At 59.2% G+C, this 26,756-nt stretch carries 33 protein-coding genes; 22 read left to right on the top strand and 11 right to left on the bottom strand.

Annotated features, from left to right (window positions below):
* Window positions 1–104: 104 nt before the first annotated feature.
* Window positions 105–320, top strand: a complete 216-nt coding sequence (locus FD02_RS05790; RefSeq protein WP_054723170.1) for a helix-turn-helix transcriptional regulator — start codon at window positions 105–107, stop codon at window positions 318–320.
* Window positions 320–739 carry a hypothetical protein gene (locus tag FD02_RS05785; protein WP_054723169.1) on the top strand — a complete coding sequence of 140 codons (420 nt, stop codon included), beginning with the start codon at window positions 320–322 and terminating at the stop codon, window positions 737–739. Before FD02_RS05790 ends, FD02_RS05785 begins: the two co-directional genes overlap by 1 nt.
* An 8-nt stretch (window positions 740–747) precedes the next feature.
* Here the strand turns inward: FD02_RS05785 and FD02_RS05780 are convergent, their stop codons facing one another.
* Window positions 748–1,218 carry a nucleoside 2-deoxyribosyltransferase gene (locus FD02_RS05780; RefSeq protein ID WP_056951118.1) on the bottom strand — a complete coding sequence of 157 codons (471 nt, stop codon included), beginning with the start codon at window positions 1,216–1,218 and terminating at the stop codon, window positions 748–750.
* 94 nt (window positions 1,219–1,312) lie between these two features.
* Here FD02_RS05780 and FD02_RS11190 point away from each other — a divergent pair, with 94 nt between their 5' ends.
* From FD02_RS11190 to FD02_RS05765, 3 genes are read left to right on the top strand one after another with little or no spacing between them, the layout of a single operon-like run.
* A complete protein-coding gene (locus tag FD02_RS11190) occupies window positions 1,313–1,579 on the top strand; it encodes an ACT domain-containing protein (RefSeq protein WP_054723167.1) in 267 nt (88 codons plus the stop codon).
* Window positions 1,580–1,588: 9 nt separating this feature from the next.
* Entirely contained in the window at window positions 1,589–2,932 is a 1,344-nt protein-coding gene (locus FD02_RS05770; protein WP_056951116.1) for a PFL family protein, read from the top strand.
* 48 nt (window positions 2,933–2,980) lie between these two features.
* Window positions 2,981–4,045, top strand: a complete 1,065-nt coding sequence (locus tag FD02_RS05765; RefSeq protein WP_056951114.1) for a competence protein CoiA — start codon at window positions 2,981–2,983, stop codon at window positions 4,043–4,045.
* On the opposite strand, the gene FD02_RS05760 is transcribed toward FD02_RS05765, so the two are convergent.
* Complete coding sequence (locus FD02_RS05760) at window positions 4,008–4,610, bottom strand: DsbA family protein (RefSeq protein WP_054723534.1); 603 nt, start codon at window positions 4,608–4,610, stop codon at window positions 4,008–4,010. The genes FD02_RS05765 and FD02_RS05760 overlap by 38 nt on opposite strands.
* Window positions 4,611–4,684: 74 nt before the next feature.
* Window positions 4,685–5,242, bottom strand: a complete 558-nt coding sequence (locus FD02_RS05755) for a CYTH domain-containing protein (protein ID WP_056951112.1) — start codon at window positions 5,240–5,242, stop codon at window positions 4,685–4,687.
* 76 nt (window positions 5,243–5,318) lie between these two features.
* Here FD02_RS05755 and yjbM point away from each other — a divergent pair, with 76 nt between their 5' ends.
* The 10 genes from yjbM to FD02_RS05705 all read left to right on the top strand — a co-directional run bounded on the left by yjbM (window position 5,319) and on the right by FD02_RS05705 (window position 11,901).
* Entirely contained in the window at window positions 5,319–6,002 is a 684-nt protein-coding gene (yjbM, locus tag FD02_RS05750) for a GTP diphosphokinase (protein ID WP_056951110.1), read from the top strand.
* Window positions 5,977–6,774, top strand: a complete 798-nt coding sequence (locus FD02_RS05745; RefSeq protein WP_054723536.1) for an NAD kinase — start codon at window positions 5,977–5,979, stop codon at window positions 6,772–6,774. The genes yjbM and FD02_RS05745 overlap by 26 nt, the downstream gene beginning before the upstream one ends.
* Window positions 6,774–7,685 carry an RluA family pseudouridine synthase gene (locus FD02_RS05740; protein WP_056951109.1) on the top strand — a complete coding sequence of 304 codons (912 nt, stop codon included), beginning with the start codon at window positions 6,774–6,776 and terminating at the stop codon, window positions 7,683–7,685. The genes FD02_RS05745 and FD02_RS05740 overlap by 1 nt, the downstream gene beginning before the upstream one ends.
* 245 nt (window positions 7,686–7,930) lie before the next feature.
* Window positions 7,931–8,299 (top strand): GntR family transcriptional regulator, encoded by a 369-nt coding sequence (locus tag FD02_RS05735; RefSeq protein ID WP_054723537.1) that lies wholly within the window; start codon window positions 7,931–7,933, stop codon window positions 8,297–8,299.
* Window positions 8,296–9,165, top strand: a complete 870-nt coding sequence (locus FD02_RS05730; protein ID WP_054723538.1) for an ATP-binding cassette domain-containing protein — start codon at window positions 8,296–8,298, stop codon at window positions 9,163–9,165. Before FD02_RS05735 ends, FD02_RS05730 begins: the two co-directional genes overlap by 4 nt.
* Window positions 9,155–9,880, top strand: coding sequence for a hypothetical protein (locus FD02_RS05725; protein WP_056951107.1), 726 nt, complete (start codon window positions 9,155–9,157; stop codon window positions 9,878–9,880). The genes FD02_RS05730 and FD02_RS05725 overlap by 11 nt, the downstream gene beginning before the upstream one ends.
* Before the next feature lie 11 nt (window positions 9,881–9,891).
* Window positions 9,892–10,281 (top strand): hypothetical protein, encoded by a 390-nt coding sequence (locus FD02_RS05720; RefSeq protein WP_056951104.1) that lies wholly within the window; start codon window positions 9,892–9,894, stop codon window positions 10,279–10,281.
* A gap of 3 nt (window positions 10,282–10,284) precedes the next feature.
* Window positions 10,285–10,641, top strand: coding sequence for a hypothetical protein (locus FD02_RS05715; protein WP_056951102.1), 357 nt, complete (start codon window positions 10,285–10,287; stop codon window positions 10,639–10,641).
* 48 nt (window positions 10,642–10,689) lie between these two features.
* Window positions 10,690–11,205 carry a DUF805 domain-containing protein gene (locus FD02_RS05710; protein ID WP_056951100.1) on the top strand — a complete coding sequence of 172 codons (516 nt, stop codon included), beginning with the start codon at window positions 10,690–10,692 and terminating at the stop codon, window positions 11,203–11,205.
* Window positions 11,206–11,340: 135 nt separating this feature from the next.
* Complete coding sequence (locus FD02_RS05705) at window positions 11,341–11,901, top strand: hypothetical protein (protein WP_054723133.1); 561 nt, start codon at window positions 11,341–11,343, stop codon at window positions 11,899–11,901.
* 66 nt (window positions 11,902–11,967) lie between these two features.
* On the opposite strand, the gene FD02_RS05700 is transcribed toward FD02_RS05705, so the two are convergent.
* The 3 genes from FD02_RS05700 to FD02_RS05690 all read right to left on the bottom strand — a co-directional run bounded on the left by FD02_RS05700 (window position 11,968) and on the right by FD02_RS05690 (window position 14,526).
* On the bottom strand, window positions 11,968–12,597 hold the full coding sequence (locus tag FD02_RS05700) for a copper homeostasis protein CutC (protein ID WP_054723132.1): 630 nt from the start codon (window positions 12,595–12,597) through the stop codon (window positions 11,968–11,970).
* 9 nt (window positions 12,598–12,606) lie between these two features.
* Entirely contained in the window at window positions 12,607–13,428 is an 822-nt protein-coding gene (locus FD02_RS05695) for an undecaprenyl-diphosphate phosphatase (protein ID WP_054723131.1), read from the bottom strand.
* 78 nt (window positions 13,429–13,506) lie between these two features.
* Window positions 13,507–14,526, bottom strand: coding sequence for a lactonase family protein (locus FD02_RS05690; RefSeq protein WP_056951098.1), 1,020 nt, complete (start codon window positions 14,524–14,526; stop codon window positions 13,507–13,509).
* A 102-nt stretch (window positions 14,527–14,628) separates the two neighbouring features.
* Between FD02_RS05690 and FD02_RS05685 the strand changes: the two genes are divergently transcribed.
* Complete coding sequence (locus FD02_RS05685; protein ID WP_056951096.1) at window positions 14,629–15,006, top strand: PTS glucitol/sorbitol transporter subunit IIA; 378 nt, start codon at window positions 14,629–14,631, stop codon at window positions 15,004–15,006.
* A gap of 964 nt (window positions 15,007–15,970) precedes the next feature.
* Here FD02_RS05685 and FD02_RS05675 read toward each other — a convergent pair.
* From FD02_RS05675 to FD02_RS05655, 5 genes are all read right to left on the bottom strand, one after another.
* Window positions 15,971–16,228, bottom strand: a complete 258-nt coding sequence (locus FD02_RS05675) for a helix-turn-helix domain-containing protein (RefSeq protein WP_056951094.1) — start codon at window positions 16,226–16,228, stop codon at window positions 15,971–15,973.
* Window positions 16,225–16,596, bottom strand: coding sequence for a type II toxin-antitoxin system RelE/ParE family toxin (locus FD02_RS05670; RefSeq protein ID WP_056951093.1), 372 nt, complete (start codon window positions 16,594–16,596; stop codon window positions 16,225–16,227). Before FD02_RS05670 ends, FD02_RS05675 begins: the two co-directional genes overlap by 4 nt.
* Window positions 16,597–16,726: 130 nt before the next feature.
* Window positions 16,727–16,996: a 30S ribosomal protein S14 gene (rpsN, locus tag FD02_RS05665; protein WP_054723128.1), complete on the bottom strand. Its 270-nt coding sequence runs from the start codon at window positions 16,994–16,996 to the stop codon at window positions 16,727–16,729.
* A 78-nt stretch (window positions 16,997–17,074) separates the two neighbouring features.
* Window positions 17,075–18,052, bottom strand: a complete 978-nt coding sequence (locus FD02_RS05660) for a GMP reductase (protein WP_054723127.1) — start codon at window positions 18,050–18,052, stop codon at window positions 17,075–17,077.
* A 228-nt stretch (window positions 18,053–18,280) separates the two neighbouring features.
* The gene (locus FD02_RS05655) at window positions 18,281–19,228 is read right to left on the bottom strand and encodes a magnesium transporter CorA family protein (RefSeq protein ID WP_054723126.1); all 948 of its coding nucleotides are present in this window, start codon (window positions 19,226–19,228) and stop codon (window positions 18,281–18,283) included.
* 67 nt (window positions 19,229–19,295) lie between these two features.
* On the opposite strand from FD02_RS05655, the gene FD02_RS05650 reads away from it, so the two are divergent.
* From FD02_RS05650 to ymfI, 6 genes are all read left to right on the top strand, one after another.
* Window positions 19,296–20,126: a methyltransferase domain-containing protein gene (locus FD02_RS05650; RefSeq protein WP_056951091.1), complete on the top strand. Its 831-nt coding sequence runs from the start codon at window positions 19,296–19,298 to the stop codon at window positions 20,124–20,126.
* Between the two features lie 349 nt (window positions 20,127–20,475).
* Window positions 20,476–20,985 carry a tRNA (uridine(34)/cytosine(34)/5-carboxymethylaminomethyluridine(34)-2'-O)-methyltransferase TrmL gene (trmL, locus tag FD02_RS05645; protein WP_056951168.1) on the top strand — a complete coding sequence of 170 codons (510 nt, stop codon included), beginning with the start codon at window positions 20,476–20,478 and terminating at the stop codon, window positions 20,983–20,985.
* A gap of 21 nt (window positions 20,986–21,006) precedes the next feature.
* A complete protein-coding gene (locus FD02_RS05640; protein WP_056951089.1) occupies window positions 21,007–23,355 on the top strand; it encodes a DNA translocase FtsK in 2,349 nt (782 codons plus the stop codon).
* Window positions 23,356–23,374: 19 nt separating this feature from the next.
* Entirely contained in the window at window positions 23,375–24,637 is a 1,263-nt protein-coding gene (gene yfmF, locus FD02_RS05635) for an EF-P 5-aminopentanol modification-associated protein YfmF (RefSeq protein WP_056951087.1), read from the top strand.
* Entirely contained in the window at window positions 24,634–25,929 is a 1,296-nt protein-coding gene (gene yfmH, locus FD02_RS05630) for an EF-P 5-aminopentanol modification-associated protein YfmH (RefSeq protein WP_056951085.1), read from the top strand. Before yfmF ends, yfmH begins: the two co-directional genes overlap by 4 nt.
* A complete protein-coding gene (gene ymfI / locus FD02_RS05625; protein ID WP_056951083.1) occupies window positions 25,922–26,650 on the top strand; it encodes an elongation factor P 5-aminopentanone reductase in 729 nt (242 codons plus the stop codon). Before yfmH ends, ymfI begins: the two co-directional genes overlap by 8 nt.
* Window positions 26,651–26,756: the final 106 nt, after the last annotated feature.

The raw sequence follows: 26,756 nt of genomic DNA, 5'->3' as shown, positions 1-26,756 counted from the left end.
TTGTTTGGTTTGGCGTAGATAAAAAAAGCTTGTTGTGGCCTTCGTAGCCGGGTATACTTCATCTGCGTAGGGAATATATATATTCCCTTAGAGGGGGTGCTCACTTGCAGAACCAGGTGAAGGCGTTTCGGTTAGCCCGGCAGCTGGCGCAAAAGGAGGTCGCTGCCGCGGTTGGAATTACGCGGCAGACGCTGCGGTTAATTGAACACTTTGATTACAATCCGTCGCTGAAGCTTTGTTTACGAATTTGCTACGTGTTGGGCACGACGCTTGATGAGACGTTTTGGGTCGATGAGGATCAATGGGAGGCTGAAAACTGATGCACAAAATTACTGATGAGCGCTTAATTAAGCGTAACTTAATGAATATTCGTGTGGCGTTTGCTGTGGAAAATCTTGCGATTCTGGTGATTTTAGGTGTTCAGTTTGTGAAGGGGATGCCTTGGGGGCAAGTGGTGAGTTACACCAATCTGCCATTTCTCATTCTAATGATTGGCTGCTTTACAACTGTTGTCATGTCCGTCAATATCTCCGCACCGACGGCAGACAAGCGCAAAGTTCCGGTAAACCGGGTACTCCTGCAAGGACTGGTGGCCTGGGTGATTTTTGCGCTACTCTTCCGGGTCATGATTGGCGGGCGTCCTTGGTTGAGCCTGTTGTGTGGATTGGTGGTGGCGGGCGTAGTGACTGGCATCATGTTATTCGCCAACCATTATCGTGATAGTGACGATGCGGACTGAACCATGAGTTAAAACACCCGCCCCACGTAAGGCCGGTAACTGATGCCCGCAAAATCATACGTCGCCAGCTCGGCCAAGGACACGACGGCCGTGGCGCCCACAGCCGGCATCAGATTGACGTCGGCGCCTGGCGCGTCGGGCAACACGAGGACCACCGGTTTGTGGCTGGCAAAAGCGTAGCCCATTTCCCATAAGGCGCCGTGGTCGGTGTCGGCGGGACGCGGATCCAGCAAGGCAATCAGGCAGTCGGTGGCGTCGATGCCGCGAATATCGGTGGCAAAAGTCGCCAGCTGCCACTCGGGGTTGGCGAACATCTCCGGCTGGGTGGCCGGCGTCCAGCCGCGGTAAACGTGCTGTTCCGGGAAGAAGCAATGGGCCCAATCCAGCGTCGGGTTGTGGTGAAGCTGCGCGTAAGCCTGGGTTTGTAAGTCGCGTTGGGCTGGGGTAAACCAGCCGCCCGCCAAGTATGCTGTAGTCATGAGGCACCTCCGTTTCGTTGGCTTTAGCTTAAGCGCCGCCCGGTCAGGCGTCAACTATGCTAAAATCAAGAAAACGCGAAAGTAGGGGCTCTTTATGCAAGTGATTATTACCGTCATTGGCACCGACAAAGTAGGGATTATCGCGCAGGTGACCACGAAGCTGGCGACGCTAGACGTGAACATTCAAGACGTCTCGCAAACCATCATGCAAGGCGCGTTTACCATGATGCTGGCCGCCCAGCTGCCGCCGCAAGCGGACTTTAGTGAAGTCAAAGCCGCGCTGCAGGCACTAGGCGACCAGATTGGCGTGGAGATTCGCGTGACGCGGCAAGAGATTTTTGACGCGATGCACAAGTTGTAGGAGGCCGCGATGGAAACCGAGCAAATCAAAGAAACCATCGAGATGATCAGCGAGGAAAACCTCGATATTCGCACGATTACGATGGGCATCTCGCTGTTAGATTGCGTCACCGGCGACACCGCCACCACTGCTAAAAAAGTCTACGCCAAGATCACGCGCGTGGCGGCGCAGCTGGTGCCGGTGGCCGACGCCTTAAGCAACGAATACGGCCTGCCCATCGTCAACAAGCGCATCGCCGTCACCCCGGTGGCGCTGTTGGCCGGCGCCGACCCGCACCCGGATTTTCTCCCGATTGCCCACGCCTTAGATGACGCGGCGCAGGCGATTGGCGTCGACCTCATCGGCGGCTACGCGGCGCTGGTGGCCAATGGCTGCACACCAGCCGACACGGCGTTAATGCAAAGCTTGCCTGAGGCGCTGGCGACGACCGAGCGCGTGTGCGCGGCGGTGAACGTCGGCAGCTCCCGCGCCGGCATCAACATGGACGCCGTGGCGCAAATGGGCGAAACGGTCAAGGCGATTGCCGCCATCGACCCGGTGAACGCGATGAAGCTGGTCGTGTTCTGCAACGCCGTGGAGGACAATCCCTTCATGGCCGGGGCGTTTTGGGGTGTGTCGGAAGGCGACGTCGCCATCAGCACCGGCGTCTCCGGGCCCGGCGTCGTTCAGCGCGCCGTGGCCAAGTTGCCTAACGCCAGCTTCGAGGTGATTTGCGAGACGATTAAGCAGACGGCCTTCAAGGTGTCGCGCATGGGCGAGTTCATCGGCCAGGCGGCGGCCAAGCGCCTCGGCGTGCCGTTTAACATCGTCGACTTGTCGCTGGCCCCGACGCCGGCGCCGGGGGATTCGGTAGCGGAGATTCTCGAGACGCTGGGGCTCAGCCACGTCGGCACGCCGGGCACCACCGCGGCGTTGGCGTTGTTGAACGACGCGGTGAAAAAAGGCGGCATCATGGCGGCCGCCCGCGTCGGCGGGCTGTCGGGGGCGTTCATTCCCGTCTCCGAGGACCGCAACATGATTGAAGCCGCGCAAGCCGGGCACATCACGCTGGAGAAGCTCGAGGCGATGACCGCGGTGTGCTCCGTCGGCTTAGACATGGTGGCGGTGCCGGGCGATACGCCGGCGACGACCCTGGCCGGCATGATCGCCGATGAGGCCGCCATCGGCATGATCAACAACAAGACCACGGCGGTGCGGGTGATTCCCGTGCCAGGCAAAACGGTGGGCGACACCATCGAGTTCGGCGGCTTGTTCGGCCGGGCGCCAATCATGCCGGTGAACACCGGCGACGCCAGCGCCTTTATCGGCCGCGGCGGCCGGATTCCGGCGCCGATTCATAGTTTTAAGAATTAAGGGAAAACGGCCACGCATGGCGTAATCATCTTCAAGGGGATGATGCGAATGTTCGTGGCTCAAACCACCACCCACGCGTTGGTGACGTTGCGCTCGCATGAACAAGCAGCCGCGTTAACCGGCGCGTTTTTCTGTCCGCAATGCGGCGGGGCGTTGATCATCAAGAATGGCCAGGTGCTACCGGCGCATTTTGCCCACCGCGGCCACGCCTGCACGCCGAGCGAACCCGAGTCGCCGACCCACATGCGCGGCAAGCTCTGGCTGGCGGAGTTAGGCGAGCGACTGGGTTACACCGTGGCCATGGAGCAGTATTACCCAGAGATTCAACAGCGCGCCGACGTCGTGTGGACGCGCGGGGAGACGACCTTGGTGCTGGAGTTTCAGTGCTCGCCGCTCTCCGGCGCGCGGCTAGCCGTGCGCACGCAAGGCTACGCCAAGCTCGGCCTCCGGTGCGTGTGGATTCTCGGCGCACCGTATTTGCGTGGTGCATTCGGCCGGCGGCAGGCGAAATTCTTGCAGTGGTCGGCGCGCGACGGCTGGCACTGGTGGGGGTTTGACGGTCGGCAACTGGTGGTGCACGCCACCAGTCTCACGCGCCAGTGGGACCACGGCTACACGACCGCCGGCGAGTGGCAGCGCGCCCGCCCACTGGTGGCTCAAGCGCTGGCCGAGGCGCGGGCAATCGGGCGGCGGCTGTATTATCGTGACGGCTTAGCGATGGGGCTGCAGGCGCTGGCGTATGTTCAGCAGCGCAATCTCGCCGGGGTGCCGTGGCTGGTGCACGCCGAGCCGACGCGGTTGCCGGGGTTGCTGGCGCCGGAGTGGGCGCTGCGCACGGAATGGCTGTTAACGGTGGGTCGCCAAGACTTCACGGCGGCCGCCGATGCGGCGTGGTGGGCGCACCAGGCGGCGCAGCAGGCGCTACTGACGCCGTTACTGGCGGCCGCGCCGCCGCTGGCCGCGGTGCGCCAGCGCTGGTTGGCGGTATTAACGGCCAGCGGCGCCATCGAAAAAACCGCCACCGGCTGGCGGTGGCGGCAGACATTGCAGTGGTATGACACGTTAGAGGCCAAGCTCACAGCGGGTGCGGCACGGCGGTCCAATTCGGGTTGACGAGAATTTGTTCACACATGCTTTTGAGGCGGTCGTAGCTTTCGAGGTTGCCGATGCGCATGCCCGGGGCATTAGGTTGGCGATTGTCGAACAGCACCATGGCCGGGGTGGAGGTGATGCCCATTTCCCGGGCAATCTTTTGGTCGGAGGCGAAGCAGTCGTGCATCGCCGTGCGCTTGCGGTCGCGGCTGAACACGATGGGATCAATGCCGTGGGCGGCAATGGCGTGGGCGGCAAATTCGCCGCGGTAGCGCCAGTCGTTGTGGTGCAGGAGATTTTGCTCGGTAAATAACAGCGCCCGGGCCTTGTGGTTGCCTTGGAACTGGGCGGCTTTGTAGTCCAGCGCAATGTGGTAGGCGGCTTGGAACAGCTGGTTGCGCAAGGCCAAGTTGTGGGAGTTGAAGCCTTGAACGTTGATCACGTGGTCGATTTCCCGCGGCGACAGCAACAAGACAAAATGCAGCGTGAAGTCAGCGGCCAGCTCTTCTGCCAGCTGCGTGACCGCCAGCTCCGCTTGTTGGGCCACGGTACCGATGGGATTGACGAACAGGAACACTTCAAACATTCGAGTCACCGACTTTCTGGGCGGAGTAGTTAATCTCAGTCTAACAGGTTAACGCCCTGATGCAATAAATATGGTTAGCAATTGGCGGCGGCGCGGGCCACCTTGTTTTGCGGTGGCGTGGCGGTGATGCCAAAGCGGGTCAAGATGGCCTGGAAGGTCGCCGCCGCGGCGTCGCGGTGGTGGTATTCAAGCTCCAGCTCCCAGTCGCTGCGGCCGTTGCCGTAGGTCGTGTGATCAAGCGTCAACAAGCCGGCGGGGAGCTCGGCCAGCCGGCGCTTTGTGGTGGCCACGGCGAATTCTGTCAGCGGCGCGGTGATGCCTTGCGAGCGCAGCCAGTGGCCGACGGTGTTGGTGGCCGTCAGCTGCAAACTGGCGGTGCCGGCGGGCAAGGGGTCAGTGAGCTCGGTGAGCGTGCGGCCCGGGCCGGTGGGGACCTTTAGGGTTTGTTCGGCGTGATCGGCGAATTGGCGCAGGCGCAAGCCGACGTGCAGCTGGCGCAAGGCGCCGCTAGCCGTATCAAAATAGTGGTTGGTTTGGGTGAAGGCCGCGGCAAATGGGTAAGCGGCCGCGATGGCGTGAGCCTGGGCGGCGGTGAGAATGGTTTTAAATTCGCGTTCAATATTCGTTGACATGGCTTCTCCTTGCGTTGCGCCGGTTCGGGTCTATTGTATGCTAAAATACTAACAGATAGACGCAGGAGGCGCAGAGATGACACGTGACTGGGATAGTTTTTTGATGCCGTATCAGCAGGCCGTAGACGAGTTGAAGATTAAATTCCGCGGCATGCGCAAACAATTCCAGCAGGCCAATGAACATACGCCGATTGAATTCGTCACCGGCCGGGTGAAGCCCGTCGATTCGATTATTGAAAAACAGGCGCGGCGCTACATTTCAGACGAATTGCTCGAACAGGACATGCAAGACATCGCCGGGTTGCGGATCCAGTGCCAGTTCGTCGAGGACATTTACCAAATCGTCGACTTGCTGCACCAGCGCACCGACATGAAGGTGGTCGAGGAGCGCGATTACGTCACCAACGTCAAGCCCAGCGGCTACCGGTCGTATCACGTGGTCATCGAATACCCCGTGCAGCTCGTGCACGGCGAGAAGAAGCTCCTGGCCGAGATTCAGATTCGCACCATGTCGATGAACTTCTGGGCCACTATCGAGCACTCGCTGAATTACAAGTATCAAGGCGAGTTTCCCGATGAGCTCAAGGCCCGCTTGAAGCGCGCCGCCGAGGCCAGCTTCATGCTGGACAAGGAGATGTCCGAGATTCGCGAGGAGATTCAAGAGGCGCAGCAATTATTCTCCTATGGCAAGGGCCAAAGCGTCCCGCCACGCCAATGGAATGAGGAGGAGCACGATGAAAATCGCCATCATCAGCAATAGCGGCGCCAAGTCGCAGGCCGCCAGCACCGCCTTGCGCCAGCAGCTCACCGCCGCCGGGTTTGACTTGGGCACCAAGCAGCCCGACGTCGTGATTACCGTCGGCGGCGACGGCACCTTGCTGTCGGCCTTTCACCGCTACGCCGACAGTCTGGCCACCGTGCGCTTCATCGGGGTCCACACCGGCCACCTCGGGTTTTACACCGATTGGCGCGACTACGAAATCGGCGACTTGGTGACGGCCTTGCAGCACGACGCGGGCCAAAGCGTCAGCTACCCGCTGCTGGACGTGCGCGCCGAATTCGCTGACCACACCAGCGCCCATTATTTGGCGTTGAACGAGGCCACCTTGCGCCGCTATGGCTCGACCATGCGTTGCGACGTCGACATTCGCGACAACTTCTTTGAGAACTTTCGCGGCGACGGCTTGTGCGTGTCCACCCCGACCGGCTCCACGGCGTATTCCAAGAGTAACGGCGGCGCCGTGATTCACCCGCGGCTAGACGCCTTGCAGGTGACGGAAATCGCGTCGATCAATAACCGCGTCTTCCGCACGCTGGCCGCACCGATGCTGCTGGCGCCGGATGAATGGGTGACGTTAAAACCCGAACCGCGCGAGGATTATTTGATGACCGTGGATCAATTCACGCTAGACCCGCAGCCCATCGTGTCGCTGACGCTGAAGGTGGCGCAAGAACGCGTGCATTTCGCCCAGTATCGCCACATGCACTTCTGGGACCGCGTGGAAGACGCGTTCATCGGGGCCAAGCAATAATGGAGTTGACCTGGCACTATGCAGGGCCGGCGATTTTGTTGCGCCATTTTCTGCGGCAAGCCGGGTTCTCCCGGGCGCAAATCAAGCACCTGAAGTATCACGGCGGTGCCATTCTCGTCGACCGCCGTGCGCGCCACACCAACTTCTTGGTGCAACCCGGCAGCGAGATTCTGGTGCGCTTGGCGCCGGAAGTGCCGGCGGACACCGTGGTGCCGCAGGCCGGACCGGTGGCGGTGGCGTATGAGGACCGCGACTATCTGGTGGTGAATAAGCCCGCCGGCGTCGCCTCGATTCCCGATGCCGCAAAAGGCGATAACAGCATGGCCAACTGGGTCAAGGCTTACCTGCAGGCGACCCACGCCGAAAGCACGGCCATTCACGTCATCACCCGGCTGGACCGCGACACCAGCGGCTTGATGTTGTTTGCCAAGCACAGTCTGGCCCACAGCCGCATGGACGCCCAGCTACATTCGCCGCGCCTAGAGAAAACCTACCTGGCCGTCGCCGCCAACCCCACGCCGTTGCCGCCGCATGGCTGGATTGTGTTACCCATCGCGCGCAGCCGCGAATTTTACATGCGGCGGGCCATTGTGCTCGGCGGCAAGCGTTCCGTTACCGAGTACTGGCGGCAAGCCGCCACCGGTTCGGCGTTACTGGCGCGGGTGCGGCTGCACACCGGCCGCACGCACCAGATTCGCGTACACTTCGCCGCGGTGGGGCACCCGCTTTACGGCGACGACTTGTATGGCGGGCCCACCGGGTGCCCGCGCCAGGCGCTACACTGCGCCGAGTTGAAGTTCTGGCAGCCATTTACTGAGCAGTGGGTGACCGTGACTGCGCCGCTACCGGCGGATCTCCAGGCCCTGGTTGACCACTTGGGCTTAACTCAAACTGCCGCTAGTCGAGACTGACTGGCGGCAGTTTTTTTTTCGGCTAATTGAGCCGGCAGCCACCTTTCGCTGGTGGCACACCACCATGCGCACACATTAAGCACACTACACGAGCGTCGCGGCCTCTGGCCGCGGCGCTTTTCGCTTGCCCAAAGCCGGCGAAAAACATTTGGCCCGCTAGTTGACAGCCGCCGCTTGCGGCAGTATCTTAGTGGCGAAGGTTAGTTACTTGAGTAATTAACCAAATAACCGCAAGGAGGCCGCCCATGAAATTTGATGCCAGCAGCGTGGTGCCGCTGTACCAACAAATTGCCGATCAGTTTATCGCCGGGATTCTCAGTGGCGCGTTTCCCGAGCAGGCGCAGATTCCCTCGACGACTGAGGTGGCGAAGACTTACGCCATCAACCCGGCCACGGTGCTCAAGGGGATGAACGTCTTGGTCGACTTGGGGTTAATCGAGAAGCGGCGCGGCATTGGCATGTTTGTGGTGCCCGGCGCGCAGGAGCGAATCAAGGCGAAGCGCAAGCACGATTTTTATGCCGAACGCATTGGGGAGCTGGTGGCGGCCGCAAAGGCGCTCGACATCAGCAAGGCGGAACTGATCGTCGCAGTGGAAGAGGGGTATGCGCAATGACGATGGAATTCAAACAAGTTACCCGCAATTTTGGCCGCAAGCAGGTGCTGCGCGGCGTCAACATGACCTGGGACGCCGGCCAGCTGTACGGCTTGCTGGGCCGCAATGGCGCCGGCAAAAGCACGCTGATGAAAATCGTCAACAACCGCCTGTTTCCCACGGCGGGCAAGGTCTTGCTGGATGGCAAAAGCGTCACGGAAAACGCCGCGGCGCAAAATCGCATCTTCTTGATGAGTGCCGCGACGCTGTATCCCGGCGACAGCCGCATCGCCCAGTTGTTCACGCTGACTCAGCAAATGTATGGGCGCTTTGACGACCAGCTGGCCGCGCACCTGGTGCAGGCCTTTGGGTTAGATCCCCACCAGCGGCTGCGCAAACTGTCCACCGGGTATCGCACCATTGCCAAGCTGATTATCGCGCTGTGCGTGCCTTGCGACTTTGTCATGTTGGACGAGCCGGTGCTGGGCCTAGACGCGAATAACCGCGAGATTTTCTATCAGGAGCTGGCCGCCACCTTCGCCAAGCGGCCGCGAACGTTCATCATCGCGTCGCACCTGATCGAGGAAATCGAGAACCTGGTGACGCATGTGTTCGTGCTCGACGGTGGGACCATTACCTTGGATGAAGACGTTGCTGACTTGGCCGTCAAGGGCCGCGTCGTCACCGGCCCAGCCGCCTTGGTGCGCGAGTGGCTCAGCGGGACCTGCGTGCTGCGGACGGTGCAGTTAGGCGGCATGGTGACGGCGTATACGCTGGATGCGCCGCTTGAAAAGCCGCTGCCAACCGGGGTCAGCGTGGACGGCATGGACCTACAACAGCTGTACCTGGAGCTGACGCGCACGGGAGGTGGCCCCCATGTCGATTAAATTTCAGGTAATGCTGAAGCTTCAATTACAAATGATGCGCATCGTGCTGGTCGGCGGCTTGATTGGCTGGCTGGTGCTGGTGGTGGAAAATTTATTCGGGGGTAGCACTGAGATCGGCGCCTGGTCCGCTGAGTTTATGGCCTTGTACATAGCCGCCATTCTCGGCTACTTCGCCACCCCGTGGGCGCTGGGCGCCGCGTTTCAAAATGGCGTCAGCCGCCAGTTGTTCCTGCGTACCGCCGCGGTTGGGCTGGGCTTGTGTGCCATTTTGATGAGTGGGTTTGTCACCATCACCGGGAGCCTCCTCGCCAGTGATGGCGGTTTTTTGGCCGCGATGTATCACCTCAGCGGGGCGGGCGGCATCGTGCTTACCGCCGTCATGCGCGTGGTGGCGTACTTGGCCATTGCGGCGTTAGGGGTGGCCATCGGCTTTTGGACGCTGCCATGGCTCGGCAAAGCGCGGTTTGCCTTTGTGTTTGTGATTTATGGGGTGATGGTGTTACCGGGCATCATCCTGGCGGTAGTGCTGCAGGCGGCACCGAATCTGCCAGCTAGGTCTGGCGGCTTGCGCGGCTGGCTGGCGCTGGTGGGCTTGCCGTGGCACGCCGCCCCGCAGCCGTGGCGCTTGCTGGTGCTGTTGCTGGTCTTGCTACTTGGCGGTGGGGCCCTAGCCATCCACTTGGGCCGGCACGTCGAGTTGACCGACCGGATTTAGGAGGCCCGCTGATGAAATCACGCGTCATGTTGAAAATGCAGCTGCTTGAGCTGCTGAAGCCGTTTCTGGTGTTCGCCGTGGCGATGCTGGGTATCAGCCTCCTGGGCATCCTGGCGTTAAATGCCATGATTGGCGCCAAGCCGGACTGGAATCAACCCTTTGGCAACACGATGATCGTGCCGCTAGCGTTGTTTGCCTACCTTGCCGGGATGGTGCTGACGACCAAATGGCTGCGACTGGCCATGCAATTTGGCCTGCCACGTTGGCAACAATTTTGGCTACAGTTGACTACTTGGCTGTGCTTTGGCGTGGTCGGCTTGGCCTTCGACTGGCTGACCATGAGCCTCTTCGGCACGCCGGTGTTGTTCATCAAGGAGCTCGGTTACGCGGGCTCAGCTTGAGCGATGGCGGCACTGGCCAACGCGGTGTTCATCGTCTTGGCGTTTGCGATATGCGGCGGCGTTGGGCTATTGGTGAACGTGTGGCTGCAGCGGGTGAACCGAGTGGCCGCCGTCTTGACGCTGTGCGGGATCATCGTCGCCTTTGCGTTGGCCTGGTTCCCGGTTGGCCGGCTCATCGCCCCGTCACGTAGCGCGGCCGCCGTGCTGACCCGGCACCTCGCCAGCGGTTCCTTGACGCAGACGTTGCCCGCCGCGCAGGCGAACCCGTACTTAATTGTCGGTGCGGCGGCAGTGGCCTTTGCCGTGATCTTTGGCTTGATTGCGTTGGGGATGCGCCGCATGAGTGTGGCGGAACAGTAGGGAAAAGTTAAGGTTGGTGTGCGCAATCAACGCACAGGGAGGATGCTCATGGCTCATTTAGAGGATGACTTAAATCAGCAAAATCATAATCATTATTACGGCGTGGGCGGGTTACGGACAATTAAGGCGTTCTTTGCGAATTATGTTAATTTCACTGGCAAAAGTAATCGCCGAGAATTCTGGTGGACCACGCTGTTTGAAACCGTGTTTCTCGTGATTCTGTTATTTTCGGCTGGGGCCATTGTCGTGCAGCATGTGCTTAAAGTCATCAACAGTGGGCACTTCGCCAAGGGTAGTGGGCTCTCAGACCTGCTCGGGGGCTCAGTCGTGGCTTTAATCATTCTCTTGGTCGTGATGATTATCCTGTTGTTACCTTCGCTTGCATTAACCATCCGCAGATTTCGTGATGCAGGCGTGAGCTGGATGGTGTATGTCGCATTAGTGCTAATCGGTATCGCCAGCGTGCTGATCTTCTCGAATAATTCGGCTGTTTCCTCTGTCGTTACCGGGTTGGTGAGCACTGCAATGATCATCATCGAACTGTTGCCAACGAAGGCGGATTGATTGACGGCTAGACAAGAATATGCCATGATAGCGTTTGCATACATAACTGCTGAATGAATCACCTCAGGCTGGCGCCGCTTGTTGGCTGATGCAACAAGATAGTCGCCATCACAATCAGACAGGAGGAAGTGACAGATGCGTAAATGGGTTAAGCTACTCAGCATCGGGCTGCTGGTGGTACTGGTAGTGGCGGGGGGCATTGGCTACTATTTCCATCTGCGCAACAGCAATTCGTCGCCTGTGGAGGTGGCTTACGCCATTCCCAATGACCGGCGGGTGCCGCTGCTTCGCACGTATCGCCAGCAAACAATCGCGAAGAAGTCGGCCAGACAACAACAGCAGATTGCCCAATCGGTGGTGCAGCTGAATGGTGAAGGCCCACTGCTCGAGTTCCACGGTCAGGCGCAAACACTTAAATTTCGCTTTACTGCTCACGGGCAGCGAGTCACGCCGACGGGGCGGCCGAAGCTGGAGGTGATTGCTAAAGTGTATGATCACCGCTCGCAATCCGTGACCAAACACTATTCCCTGGCGAAAGGGGCCGGTGGAAATTATCAAGTCACGCTACGTGATTTGTTCCCGCAAGCCAAACTTACCGCCAAATATAATGTTGTGGCAATCTATCAGCTAGCGCTTTACTACACCATTCACCACGTGAGTTATGTGACCTTTACCGCATTTATCACTGGCCATTAACGAGCTGAATTCCTGCCACGCAAAAACGTCGGGTTGCGACCATCATCGCAACCCGACGTTTTCAGTTTACAGCAAGTGCGTGCCATGCACCGCCGGCACGCCGAGCTGTTCGGCGATTGGCGCGGCGTTGGCAGCGGTGATGCCGCCGCCGGGCAGAATCTCCAGCTTGCCCGCGGCCGCCGCGACGAGTTCCTGCAAGTGCGGCAGGGTCTCGGCAATCGGCTGGCTCAGCGGGCCGCCGTGGGTGAGAATGCGGCTGACGCCATGGGCGGCCAGCCAGTCAATGGCGGCCGGCTGCGCTGAATCCGGGATGGCATCAAAGGCCATGTGCATCACCACGGTCATGCCGCCGGCTGCGGCAATCAGGTTTTCCATCGCGTCTTCATCCAGCGCGCCGCTTGCGGTGAGCACCCCGAAGGCCACGGCGTCGACGCCTTGCGCCTGCGCCTCGAATAAGTCTGCCTCCATAATCTTCAACTCGAGATCGTGATAGACGAAGTCGCCGCCGCGCGGGCGAATCATCGCCACCACGCTGGCGTCGTGGTCGTGGGCGTAGGCGGTGGCCTCCGCCATGACACCTTTAGACACCGTGGTGCCGCCCACGGCTAAGTTGTCGTTGAGCTCAACGCGGTGTACCCCGGCGGCCAAGGTCGCCGGCAAATCGGTAAAGTTTTCCAGTGCCACTTCTTTTAACATGGTATCCTCCTATAAAAACAAGACGAGTATGACGACGAGCCCCAAGGCGATGCGGTACCACCCGAACGGCTTGAAGTCGTGGCCTTGGACGAAGTGTAACAGCCACTTGATGGTGGCCCAGGCGACGACAAACGACACCAGCGTCCCCGTGAGCAGCACGGCCCATTCCTGCCCGGTGAAGCTACCGCCGGTGAGTAAGAACTTGCCGATTTTTAAAATAGACACGCCGAACATCGTCGGAATCGCCAGGAAAAACGAGAACTCGGTGGCCACGTACCGGCTGGTACCCAGGATGATGGCGCCGAGAATCGTGGCGCCGGAGCGGCTGGTGCCGGGCACGATGGACAGGGCCTGAAACAAGCCGATGAACAGCGCGGTGTTGAAGCCGATTTCGGCGAGGTTGGTGATGCGTGGCTGGCGGTGGCGGTACAGGTTTTCGATGACGATGAACAAGATGCCGTAGAGAATCAGCATGCTGGCGACGACCAAAGGCTTGTGCAGGTGCGTGTCCATCCAGTCGTTCAGCGGCAAGCCGATGATGACGCTGGGGATGACCGCGACGATCACCTTGCTCCACAGCACCCAGATTGAGCGCCGCTCGGGCTTGGTTTTGCGCGGGTCCAAGGGGTTAAGCTTGTTGAAGTACAACAGGATCACGGCGAAAATGGCGCCGAGTTGGATGACATAGGTGAACATCGCCGTGAAATTCGCGCTTTCATGCAGGTGAATGACGCTATTCACGAGGTCGATGTGGCCGGTGGAACTAACCGGTAGAAACTCGGTCAGCCCCTCAACGATGCCGATGATCACGGCTTTGATAATTTCTAACATGACGCCTCCTTAGATGCCAGTCCATTATAAAAAACGCGCCACCGGATTACCAGTGGCGCAGTTGGCCTTACAAGTAAATTAGTAAAAGCACACGTTGGTGGCTTCTGGGGCGGGGATATCCTGCACCAGCGGCGTCAATAACCCGGTGTCGCTGGCGCGCTTGTACAACGTCGCGTTATCGGACTTTTGGTTCACCGCCAGCACGAAGCCTTGGCTGGGGTCGAGGTCAAAGTCGCGGGGGAAATCGCCGGCGGTGCTGATTTGTTGCACCTGGGTCAAGCTCGTGCCGGTAGTGGCGACGGCATATACCGTCAAACTATTGTGCCCGCGGTTTGACGTGTACAAGAAGCCGTCGTCGGCGCTCAGGCGAATCGCGGCCGCGCCGTTGAAGGCGTGCCAGTCTGCCGGAATCGTCGACCAGGTTTGGCCCAAGGTGAAGGTGCCGTCTGCATAATTTAACACGCTGACCTGACTGGACAGTTCGCCCAGCAGGTAGGCGATTGGCAGGCGGTGGTGGAACACGAGATGCCGCGGGCCGTAGCCGGCGGGCAGGGTCAAGGTGCGCTCGTCGCTGAGCTGGCCGCCGGCGCTCACGGCATACGTCGTGACGGTGTCGTTGCCAAGATCCACCACGGCCAGCCGACCATCCGGCGCGACGGTGGTGAAATGCACATGCGCGCTATCTTGTTCCGGGCGCGGGCCGCTACCGTGGTGCTGCACCGTGTCGGTGTGGGTGAGGCTGCCATCGGCGTTGATGGCGTACACATCCACGCGACCTTCGTGATAGTTGCCGGCAAAGACAAGCTGGCGGGGTTCATCCACGCTGATGTGCGCGGGGCTAGTGCCGGGCTGCAACAGCTGGTTGAGTTGCTTGGGTTGCGCACCTAAGGCAAAACTGGTGACGCCGCCCACGCCGTCGCCGGCCGTGACGGCGTACAGCGTTTTGCCACCGGCCACCGCCAGGTAGGTGGGACTGCCGAGGCTGGTAATATACGGCTGCGGCGTCGTGACCGTGGCCGTGTCCGGGTCGAAGCTGGCCGCGTAAATCCCGGCGCCGCCGCGTTTGGTGTAGCCGCCAATCAGAAATTTTTCAATCATGGAGTGCCTCCCAGCAAAATTTTACCTTCAGTATAGCATGGTTTCGTTTTCCCCAGTTTTATCGGTGTTATGATTCTGGTAATAATTACTGGGGGGACAGCAATGGTAGTGAAAGCGACGGTGGCCGCCATCGGCCAAGACGCGTACGAACCTGCAGAACCAATCTTAATCTTATTCGGCAAAGACGCCACGCCGGTGTTGCGCGACGTCGCCTTGATTCAGTGCTTCGACGGCACAGCGACTCAGCAACAACTGGTACCAGAGCGCGGCACCAAGGTCCAAATCGACGATCAAGTCTACCACGTGACCCACGTCGGCGACCTGGCCACCAAGAACCTGCAGACGCTGGGCCATGTGACCCTGGTCTTCCAGCCGGTGCCCGAGCATGACGCGCTAGAAAGCGCGCTGTATTTGGCGCCAGCCGTGATGCCCAAGGTGCATGTCGGCAGCCACTTGATGTATTGCAATCCGGAAGAATAGATGATCGCTTACTGAACTCGTTTGGGCTTTGCCTGAACGAGTTTTTTGACCAGTTAGCTGCTGAAATGGCAGTTCTTTACAGTAACGCAGCGACCGTGAACGCGGACGATACTCTAAAGAAAATTGACTGAAACGTTCTACGCGCGTAGCATGGCGATAAGCCAATCTTCGATGAGATTGACGAAATGGCAAAAACTCTTGAAGCGCGCAATTGATCATCAAGAAGCTGGCACACGCATTCTTCCTGGGGGCCGAGCAGTCACGCTTGGATGGACGCAGCTAAGTGCCTTCCTAAACTACCGTCATTTAGAAAGGAGCGTTTCTCAATGATGCTCATCAAACGTATTTTAGTATACTTGCTAATTGATATTGTTGTGGCTACGGGGATGGCCATCTCCTATGCCACCACGACGTTAATCTTTAATGGCGAGAACTTCATCCACTCAGTCACATCGTCATTCCCACTCCTGCTCTTAGTCGCTCCGGTCTACTTGATTGGGAATTACTTATGGGACCAACGAAAGAAAGTGCGAAGTGCCAAAGATAAGTAGCTACTGACGCGTGTTGGTTAGACTAAGATCAGCATCAAGCACACCCGACCAACAGTACGCAACCGCATTAAACTAGATTACCGCTTCAGTATTTTGCTAACTTTAGGCTAGTGCAAACAACCCGCTACGATCTTTTTCACATGATCGTAGCGGGTTGTTTTTGAGTGGTTGCGCGGCTGGGGTCTCGCGTGCTATTAGACGAACCCACGGCGGCCATCGAACACGACTTGCATGACCGGTTCTCGAAGCTGAGCGCACACAAACCGTTTTGTTCATCACGCGCCGGTTGGCCTCGGTCGCCATGGCCGATCGCGTCTTATTCATCGCGGCTGGCTGCGTCGCCGGCTGAATCGAGCCTGCGGCAAACAACCATGACGGGAGAGCCTGAAATCTGCTGTCTATCACAGCATTGATTAAGCAGTAACCTTCAATTTTAAATGTAATCCGAGCCCGGCAGCATAGCGGGTTAACGTGCTAAGAGTTGGCATAGCGTCCATCCGCTCGAGCTTAGCGAGTTGAGGTTGCTTCATGCCGATCTTATCTGCAAATTCCCGCTGAGAAATCCCTCGGCGGATCCTTTCAGCTTGCAAATAAGTTAATGTATCCATTACTGACAATTCTTCCGGCGTAAAGGATGTCATGGTGTTTTTGTATTCGTTCCAAGTTGTCATTTTGAGCGCTCCTTTCGAGTTAACCAGTCGTCAAGCAGCCTGAGTGCCCGCTCGACTTGGCGTGAATCCGTCGCGTTTTGCTTCTTGGTATAGTGTGACAGTAGGACATATCGCCCATCCGTCCAAGCAGCATAGAATATTCGCTCGGGAATTGGTCGTAGTTCAAATAGCGGGTGGCGATAGCCTTTTAAATATTTAGCTTGAGGCTCATGCAGTGTGGGTCCTAATAATTGGAGAAGATCCAGCTGATGAGTAATTTTACCAAGCAAGACTTTTTTGGATTTTTCGTTACTTTGATCTAAGTCGTGAAAAAATTCCAGAATTTCGCAGTAGCCGTCGCTGTCTTCGTATAGATCAATCTCATACATTCTCGTTGCCGCCTTAACTCATTTGCTATCACTAATATAACTCGAATGCAATCACGATGCAAGCTGGTGTTTCTTTCGCGTATGCCGGATACAAAAACTCGCTCCAGCTTAGCCGGAACGAGTTTTTATGTTACCACGAAGCCTTGCGGACGCCGGGAATCTGACCTTTATGGGCCAGCCGCCGGAAGTTCAAGCGAGACAGGTGGAACTTGCGCATGTAAGCGTGCGGCCGACCATCGAGTTCGTCGCGGTGATGCAGACGAACCGGGCTGGCGTTACGCGGCAAGGTTTGCAAGGCGGCATAGTTGCCGCTAGCCTTGTATTCCGCGCGCACCGCCGCATACTTCGCGACGGTGGCGGCCATTTTCTGTGCTTTTGCGATTTTTGATTTCTTCGCCATGGTGCTCCTTTCCCCAAAGTGGGTGCTGTGAGCATTCAAACATTCACCACTTACTTTAACACAGTGAACGACGCATGGCTAGTACTGGTCGCCGTTAAAAATCGAATTCTTAACGATGACGTAATCGACCTTGGTCAAGGCGGCGAGGTCGCGGCCGCCGGCATAGGAGACGGCCGACTGCAGGTCTTCGTGCATCTCGTTGAGGGTGTCGGCAATCTTGCCTTTGATCGGCAGGAGAATCTTCTTGCCTTCAACGTTTTTGTGCTGGCCCTTTTGGTATTCGGAGGCCGAGCCGTAGTACTCCTGATACTCCTGGCCGTCGACGGTGACGTGGCGGCCGGGCGTTTCTTCGTGGCCGGCAAACAGCGAGCCAATCATGCACATCGTGGCGCCAAAGCGCAGGGACTTGGCGATGTCGCCGTTGTTGCGAATGCCGCCATCGGTGATGATGGGCTTGCGGGCCGCCTTGGCGCACCAGCGCAACGCCGCCAGCTGCCAGCCGCCGGTGCCGAAGCCGGTTTTCAGCTTAGTGATGCAGACCTTCCCCGGGCCGATACCGACTTTCGTGGCGTCGGCGCCGGCGTTTTCCAGCTCGCGCACGCCTTCGGGAGTCCCAACGTTGCCGGCAATCACGAAGCTCGCCGGCAACAGGCGCTTGATGTGCTGAATCATGTCGATGACGATTTGCGCGTGGCCGTGGGCGATGTCAATGGTGATGTATTCCGGCACCAAGTCGGCGCTGGCGAGTTGTTCAATCAAGGCGAACTCGCTGTCCTTGACCCCGACGGAAATCGAGGCGAACAAGCCGGCCTGGTGCATCTCCTTGACGAAGGCCAGCCGCCGCTCCGGGTTGAAGCGGTGCATGATATAAAAATAATCGTGCTGCGCCAACCATTTGGCCAGGGGTTCATCAATAATGGTTTGCATGTTTGCCGGCACTACCGGCAGCTTAAAGGTGCGGCCGCCGAATTCGGTGGTGGTGTCCACCTCGGCGCGGGAGCGCACGATACATTTATTCGGAATTAACTGAATATCTTCGTAATCAAAAATCTGCATGACAGTCTTCCTTTCGTTAAAGCCGAACAATTAGCCGATGGTTGGCGTCTGAAACACCACCGGCTACTATACGGAATTGTTCGGAAAAAGTCAACGCATCGAGCGGACTTCCAGAATAAAGTTCGTGATTTTGTCAACTTATCGGCATAGTTCGGCCGCCTAGCGCACAATTCCCGATCATTCGCGAAGAAAAACCCGATTCGGCAGGTTACCGAACCGGGCATCAGATTAGAAGTATTTGTTCCGCCAGAACTGCAGGGCCAACAGCGCCCCGATGATTAGCGAAATGATGATGGTGATGATCCAGCTGACGTGCAGGTTCGCCCACGGGAGCTCGACATTCATGCCGTAAAACGAAAACACCAGCGTGGGGATGGTCAAGATGATGGAGTAGCTGGTGAGGAACTTCATCACGCCGTTCATATTATTATTGATGATGTTGGAATAGGTGTCGGCGGTTTCGTTAATAATGGAACTGGAAATCTGCGCCATTTCCGTGCCTTGTTGATTTTCAATGATAATATCATCAAGCAGGTCGGCATCGTCCTCATTGAGCTGCAGGGGATTGCTGCGCTTGAGCTGGTCGAGCACGTTGCGGTCGGTTTTGAGGCTCATGACGAAGTACACCAAGCCGCGCTGCATCTGCATCAAGGCGTAAAGTTCTTCGTTTTTCAAGTTGTTTTGCAGCTTGACGTCGGTGGCCTCGCGAATCTTGTTGATGTCGCGCAGGTAGGCGAGGTAGGCCACGGTGACTTGGTACATCAGCTGCAGCGCCGCGGTTTGCCGGTGCGCCGGGTTGAAGTTGGCCACTTGATTCTCGGCGAACTTGGCCAACAGCGGCTGGGCGGCGGCGTCGATGGTGATGATCGCCGTGGTGGTGAGGATGATGGCCAGCGGCACCGTCGAGTAATTGACGCGGCCCTTGGCGTCTTGCGCGACGACGGGCATGTCAAAAATCAACAGGTGGGTGTCGGCGTCTTCGTCGTATTCGTAGCGCGCCCCTTCGTCTGGGTCCAAGCCATAGAGCAGGAAGGCTTCCGGGACCCGCGCCTTGGTTTGCAACAGATTCAATTCGTCAGGCGTGGGGTTGACGGCGTTGATCCAGACATCCGCCGTAATTTTGGTTTGTGTCCGCAGCGCCCCAGCATTATCATCGAACTTGTAGATTGCGAGCATGGCGTCCTCCGATTCGTTTTCTTTAGTCTACCGAATTGAGCCGGGACGTCAATGGAAGGACGACAGAATGCGTAAAATTGAAACCAAGGCGGCGTGGCTGGCGGCGCACTCGCCACTGTACGCCTGTCCGGTGTGCGCGGCGCCGCTGGCCGTCAGCGGCACCAGCCTGCTGTGCGAAAACGGCCACCGCTACGACCTGGCGAAAAAAGGCACGGTGAACTTTCTGGCGAAGCCCGTGGCCACCGAATACACCAGCGAAATGCTGGCCGCGCGCCGGCGGGTGCTGCAGGCGGGCTTGTTCACCCCGTTTTTACAGGCCATTGCCGCGCAGTTGCGCACCAGCGACAGCCTGTTAGATATCGGCTGCGGGGAAGGCACCCCGACGGCAATGTTGAGCAACAGCGTGGCGGCGGCCGTGGGGTTTGATATTTCCGCCCCGGCGATTCAGCTGGCTGGCGGGTTGACCACGAGCGCGGCATTTTGCGTCGCCGACTTGGCACACCTGCCCTTTGTCGCGCACCGGTTTGACGTCATCACCGATTTGTTTTCGCCAGGGGCGTATGCCGAGTTCGACCGGGTGTTAAAACCAGGCGGCCGCGTGCTCAAAATCGTGCCCACCGGCGGCTACCTGCGCGAGTTGCGCGAAGGGTTGTACGCCGGCACGGCCAAGGCTAGTTACTCCAATGCCGACGTCAAGGCGCGCTTCTTGGCGCATTACCCCGCCGCCAGCGTGACGCCGATCACCTATGACTGGCCGGTGAACGCCACGAGCTTTGCCGACGTGGTGACGATGACGCCGTTATCTTGGCAGGCGCCGGCGGCTAACCGCGCGGCGCTGATCGCCAACCCGCCGGCGGCCATTCACGTCGCGGTGGAATTATTGGCGACCAATGTGTAGACACGTGTTCATGGTTTGACAACAGAACCGGACCGGGGCTGAACCCGCGAAAAATCAGGCTTTTGCTCGAGGCAAAAACCGTTCGTTAGGGGGTTGCAAAGCCCGCGTTCGGGTGTTAAATTACTTTTAAGCTTTTTTATTTCTGGCTTTTATCAGGGCTTGCTTTTGGGAAATTGATAAAAGTTAGCGATAGAAGGACTCACTAACGTATCGTCTCGCCGTGCTAGACACCGAGGTGATGCGTTTTTTTTATGGCCATTGCCGGCTCGAAACTGAACCCGGCTGCGCACCAAGCGGCAGAGTGTGGTTAAATAGAACAAGATTGATTAATAGGAAAGTAGGCATGATTTTGACCAACCATATCGTGTTGTTTGAACCGTTGATTCCGGCTAACACTGGCAATATCGCCCGCACCGCCGCGGCCACCAATAGCGTGCTGCACCTGATTCGGCCGCTGGGGTTTGAGGTGGACGACAAGCACCTGCGTCGCGCCGGGCTGGATTACTGGGCTAGCGTCAACATCGTCTACCACGACTCGCTGGAAGACTTCTTGGCCACCGTGCCCGACCAGCGCTACTTGTACCTGATCACCAAGTTTGCCGATGAGACCTATAGCGACCGCGATTTGTCGGCCACCGACGTCGACCACTACTTCCTGTTCGGCAAGGAAACCACCGGCCTGCCGGAGCCGTTCATGCGCGCCAACCCCGAAAAGGCGCTGCGCATTCCGATGACCGACAAGGTGCGGGCGTTGAACCTCTCCAATTGCGCCGCCTTGGTGGTGTATGAGGCCCTGCGTCAGCAGCGCTTCGCCGGATTGGAAACCACGCACACGTACCCGCATGATAAATTGAAGTAACACCTGATCTTGGAGGAAACCATGGCTCAACAACGACGTAAAACCACTCGAAAACCGACGACCAAGCGGCCGTCCACGCGCAAGAAAACCGACCTGACCCTGAATTGGCTCGGCGTCGTCTTTGCCGTGGTCGGCGTCTTTGCGCTGGGCCGCCTGGGGCTGGTGGGGACGTTGTTGGCCAATTGCTTCCGCCTGCTGGTGGGCAACACCTACCTGTTCGGCGCGGCGGTGTTTACGCTGTTTGGCGTGTGGCTCGTGTTTAGCGGCAGCCTGCCACACCTGCGCCCGCGGGTGTTGTGGGGCGCGGCGTTGACCTACGTGGCGCTATTGCCGATCTTGACCGCCAACACCATGGCGCAAAACGACTGGCACTCGGCGTATTTTCAGCACACCAGCGCCTTGTTGAAGAACGATTTTGCCTTGATGACCACCACCAGCGATGTCGGTGGCGGCGGGCTCGGCGGCATCTTATACGCCGGCTTAGGCCCGCTGCTGAGCCGCGGCGGTGCCGTGTTTGTTTGCGCCGTGTTGATGCTGGTGGGGGTGTTGATTATCTTTGACGTCCGCCCGGCGCAGATTTTTGCCGTGTGCAAGCAAATTGGCGCTGGCCTCGCCAGCGCCAGTGGCCGCGTGCAAGACGCCGTCGCCACCGCGCGCGCCAATCGCCAAACCCGTACCGCCGCCAAACCAGCCGAGTCGACGAAACCTGAGCCTGCGGCCAAACCGCAACCAGTCGCGGCGAGCGACCCCGAGCCCGACGACTTTACGATTAACGCGCCCAGCGTCGACGAAGACGCCTCGGCGCCACCGCAGCCGGCGCCGCAACCCGCACCGCAACCAAGTTCGAGCAGTGCCCCCAGCACGAGTGAGGAACCGGCCGATTCAACCGCGACGGATGACGGCCCAGAAATGGCACTGGGCACTCCCGAAGCGGATTATCAGCTGCCCGACATGGCGCTGCTCAGTGCCCCGGCGGCGGTGGATCAGACGAGTGAGTACAACGCAATCAAGCGCAATCGCGGCAAGCTCAAGGACACCATGGCTAGTTTTGGCGTCGACGTGACGGTGAAGGCCGCCACCCTCGGCCCGTCGATCACGCAATACGAGATTCAACCGGCCACCGGCGTCAAGGTGTCCAAAATTGTCAACCTCGCCGACGACTTGGCGTTGGCCTTGGCCGCCAAGGATATCCGGATCGAAGCGCCGATTCCCGGCAAGTCCTTGATCGGGATTGAAGTGCCGAATGCGCATGTGGCCACCGTCGGCTACCGCGATGTCTTGATGCACACACCGAAGCACCCGGATAAGCCGCTGGTGCTGCCGCTAGGTAAGGACGTCAACGGCAACGTTGTCACGTTTGATTTAACCAAGATGCCGCATCTGTTGATTGCCGGTGCCACTGGGAGTGGGAAGTCCGTGATGATCAACGTGATTATCACCAGTATTTTAATGACCACCAAGCCCACCGAGGTCCGCCTGATGCTCATCGACCCCAAGCGCGTCGAGCTGTCCGTGTATAACGGCGTGCCGCACCTGTTGACGCCGGTGGTCACCGAGGCTAAGAAAGCCCCGTCGGCCTTGAACAAGGTGATCGACGAAATGAACCGGCGCTACGAGCGCTTTTCTGCCGCCGGCGTCCGCAACATGGGCGAGTATAACCGCAAGGCGCAAGCAGCCAGCAAGGACGATCCGGCGATGGAGAAAATGCCGTACATCGTCGTCATCGTCGACGAGTTGGCCGACTTGATGATGGTCGCCGGCGCCGAAGTCGAAACGGCCATCGTGCGCCTGGCGCAAATGGCCCGGGCGGCCGGGATTCACATCATCATTGCCACCCAGCGCCCGAGTGTCGACGTCATCACCGGCTTGATCAAGGCCAACATTCCGTCGCGCATCGCCTTTGCTGTTTCTAGCGGCGTCGATTCGCGCACAATCCTCGATACCAACGGCGCCGAGCGGCTGCTGGGCCGCGGCGATATGCTGTCCCAGCCGATGGACGCCAGCAAGCCGCTGCGGGTGCAAGGTGCGTTCATTCCGTCCAGCGACGTCGAGGCGGTGGTGGCCGCCATCACCGAACAAGTCGCGCCGGCCTACGAACCGGACATGGCCCCAAGTGACGTGCCGGAAACCACAGCCGGCGGCGATTCGGAAGACGAATTATATGACGACGCCAAGGCCTTCGTGCTCCAACAAAAAACGGCCTCGACCTCGAGCCTGCAACGGCGCTTCCGCATCGGCTATAACCGCGCTGCGCGCCTGATCGATGACCTCGAGCAGCACCACATCGTTGGCCCCAGCTCCGGCTCCAAGCCGCGCGAAGTCTACGGCGACCCCGACCAGGCCCCAACCAACGACCAGCCGCCATTTTGATGTATAGGAAAGGACCCTCATGCCAGATACTTTGCAACCGGGCGTGCGCCTTAGCGTATTGCCCACCGATCAATTCAAAACCACGCGCATCTCGGTGCACTTCATGGCGCCGCTGGACCCGGCGACGATCAGCGCCCGCACGCTGCTGACCAGTCTCTTGGAAACCAGTAGCGCCGAATTTCCCACGCAGGCGGCCCTGTCCGCCGAATTGGAGCGCATGTACGGCGCCGATTTTGGCATCGGCGTGAACAAAGACGGCCAGGTGCACCGCCTCACGGCCACGCTGAGCGTCGTGGCCGACCGCGTCGCCGGCACGGATTTGTTGCGTCAGGCCTTTGCCTTTCTGCAGTCGACGCTGCTGCACCCGTTGTTGCCGCAGGGGCAATTCGATGCCGCGACGTTTGCCCGTGAACGCGAAAATTTGGTGCAGTACCTGGCCAGCCTGGCTGAGGACCGCCAAACGCAGGCCGGCCTAGCGCTGCAGGCGCTGTATTTTGCCGCCGAGCCGAAGCAGGCGGTGCCGAGTTTTGGCACGGCCACTGCGATGGCGGCGGTGACGCCGGCGCAGGTGCTGGCCGCGTATCACCAAATCATCACGCAAGACCAGATCCTGATCACCGTGTTGGGCCCAGTCGACCCCGCGGCGGTGCGCGAGTTGGCCGCCGGGCTGGGCTTTGCCGCCCGCTCTGCTGATTCGCTCACCGTCAGCGTCGACCGGCCGGTGAGCGAGTCGGTGGCGGCCAAGCGCGATGAAGCGCCGGTGGTGCAGGCCAAGCTGAATCTTGGCTACCACGTCGACACCGACATCTATGGCCCGCAGTTTTACGCGGCCAGCGTCGCTTCGGCCTTGTTTGGCGGCTCGCCGCTGTCGCTGTTGTTTACCAACGTGCGGGAAAAAGCGAGCCTCGCGTATTACGCCAGCAGCGTGCTAGATCCCTTACGCCACTTCATGATGGTCCAAACCGGCATCGATACCGCCACGGCGCCGCGGGTGGCGGCGCTGATTGCTGAGCAGCTGCGCCTGGTGCAAACCGGCGAATTTAGCGCCGACTTGTTGGCCAACGTCAAGCAAGGCATGTTGACCAGTCGGCTGATGGCCTACGACTCGCCGCGCTTCTTGGCGCGGCAAGCCTTGCTGCGCAGCCTGGTGCCGGGCGTGCCCGCCGACTATGACAGCTACGCCCAAGCCATTGGCGCCGTGGATCGCGCCGCGGTGATGGCGGCGGCGCAAGGCATGACCTTGCAGGCGCAATACCTGCTGGCGGGAAAGGAGTCACAATGACCACAACGCATTATGCGGCGTTAGGGGAGACCCTGGTGCAAGAGACGATGGACAACGGCCTGCGCGTGAACATCGTGCCGCGCCCGGCGTTTCACGAGACGTTTGCACAGCTGGCCGTGGATTACGGCTCGGTGGACACCCACTACCGCGACATCACCGGCGCGGCGGCCAGCGACCCGGCCGGCATCGCCCATTTTCTCGAGCACAAGCTGTTTGAAAAAGAAGACCACGATGCTTTCGACTTGTTCGGCGCGACCGGCGCAGACGCCAATGCCTTCACTAGCACGAACCGCACCGCGTACCTGTTTTCCACGCCGCGGGCGGTCAAGGAGAACCTGGCGACGCTACTGGATTTCGTGCAGTCCCCGTATTTTTCCGCTAAAACCGTGGCCAAAGAAAAAGGCATTATCGGCCAGGAAATTCAGATGTATCAAGACGACCCGGGCTGGTTGTTGTACAACGGGTTGTTGAACCAGCTGTACCCCGGCGAGCCAATTGCCCAAGACGTCACCGGCACGCTGGCCTCGATTGCCGACATCACCCCGGAGTTGTTGTACCGCGCCTATGACACTTTTTATCAGCCAAGCAACTGCACGCTGACCGTGGTGGGGCCGGTCGACCCGGCGGAGATCCTGGCCTTGGTGGCGGAGAATCAAGCCGCCAAGCCGCAGTTTGCCCAGGAGTTGCCGCAACGGCTGGATGATTTTCAAGTCGCGCCGGTGGCCCCGGCGCGCACGTTGCACGCCGCCGTCGTACGTCCCAAGTGGGTGCTCGGCGTGCGCGGGCAGACCCCGCTAGCCAACGACCTAGCCGGCACGCGGTTTCAAATTGCCACGCAACTCTTGTTGGAGATGCTGTTCGGTGATTCCGGCGCCTGGTTCCAGCAGGCCTATGATCAAGGACTGTTAGACGATTCGTTTGACTACGACTATTCGGTGCAACGCCCGGCCAATTATCTGACCATCGGCGGCGACACCAGCGATCCGGCCGGCTTGGCACAAGCCGTGCAGGCGGTGATTGCCGCCGGCGCCGACCAAGCGCAGCTCACGCCAGAGCGCTTTGCCCGCATTAAGCAGGCGGCCATTGGCAAGTACGCTATGGGCTTGAACGCCGTGGAAAGCGTGGCTAGCCAGATCAGCGCGCAAAGCTTTAGCCAGGTGAACTGGTTTGATTATGGGCAATTGCTGCAAGACACGACGCTGGCGGCGGTGCAAGCCGCCGCGGCACGGTGGTTTGACCCGGCGGCCTGCACCACGCTGACGGTCTTGCCTGAGGAGGCGGAACATGCCTAGTGCATTAATTCTCGGCGCGTCCGGCGACATCGGCACGGCAATTGCGCGGCGGCTGGCCGAATCCGGCTGGTCGCTGTACCTGCATTACCACGCCCATGAAAGCCGCGTGACGGCGCTGCAAAGTGAACTGGCCACGGCCTATCCGAAGCAGGACTTTTTGCCGGTGGCGTTTGACCTGACCCACCCGGAGCGGCTGGATGACCTGTGCAGCCAATTGTTCAGCGTCGACGCGGTGGTGGTAGCCGCCGGCGGCACGACGTATCAATTGTTTCATGACACCACCGAAGCGGCGCTGACGACGTTGATGCAGGTTCACCTGCTGACGCCGATGTTGTTGCTCGCGCAGCTGGAGGCCAAGCTCGCAGCGTCTGGACACGGGCGCATCGTGTTCATCGGCTCCGTGTATGGCGGTGCCGGCAGCGCGATGGAAGTCGCGTATTCGACGGTGAAAGGGGCGCAGTCGGCGTTTGTTGCGGCCTACGCCAAAGAAGTGGCCAGCCTAGGCATCACGGTGAACGTCGTGGCGCCTGGTGCCGTGGCGACGCAGATGAATGAAAAAATGTTTGATGCTTCGGCGCTATCGGCGGTGCAGGCGGAGATTCCTGCCGCCAGATTTGCGACGCCAGCCGATGTCAGTTATTATGTGAGCATGTTAGTCGCGCCCGCCGCCAGTTATCTGACCGGGCAGACGCTGTACGTGACAGGAGGGTGGTTGCGCTGATTCGCCGCGGCGAATCTGGGGCTAGTTACGGAAAATCGGGGATGTAACGTTTTTGCAATAATCGGGGTGAAACGGGGCTGGGCCGCGTTTGTTAAGATTTCAGAAT

The sequence above is a fragment of the Lacticaseibacillus nasuensis JCM 17158 genome, from assembly GCF_001434705.1.
Classification (GTDB): Bacteria; Bacillota; Bacilli; order Lactobacillales; family Lactobacillaceae; genus Lacticaseibacillus; species Lacticaseibacillus nasuensis.
Note: the sequence above shows the minus strand (reverse complement) of the source record. Positions and strands in the feature narration are given on the sequence as shown.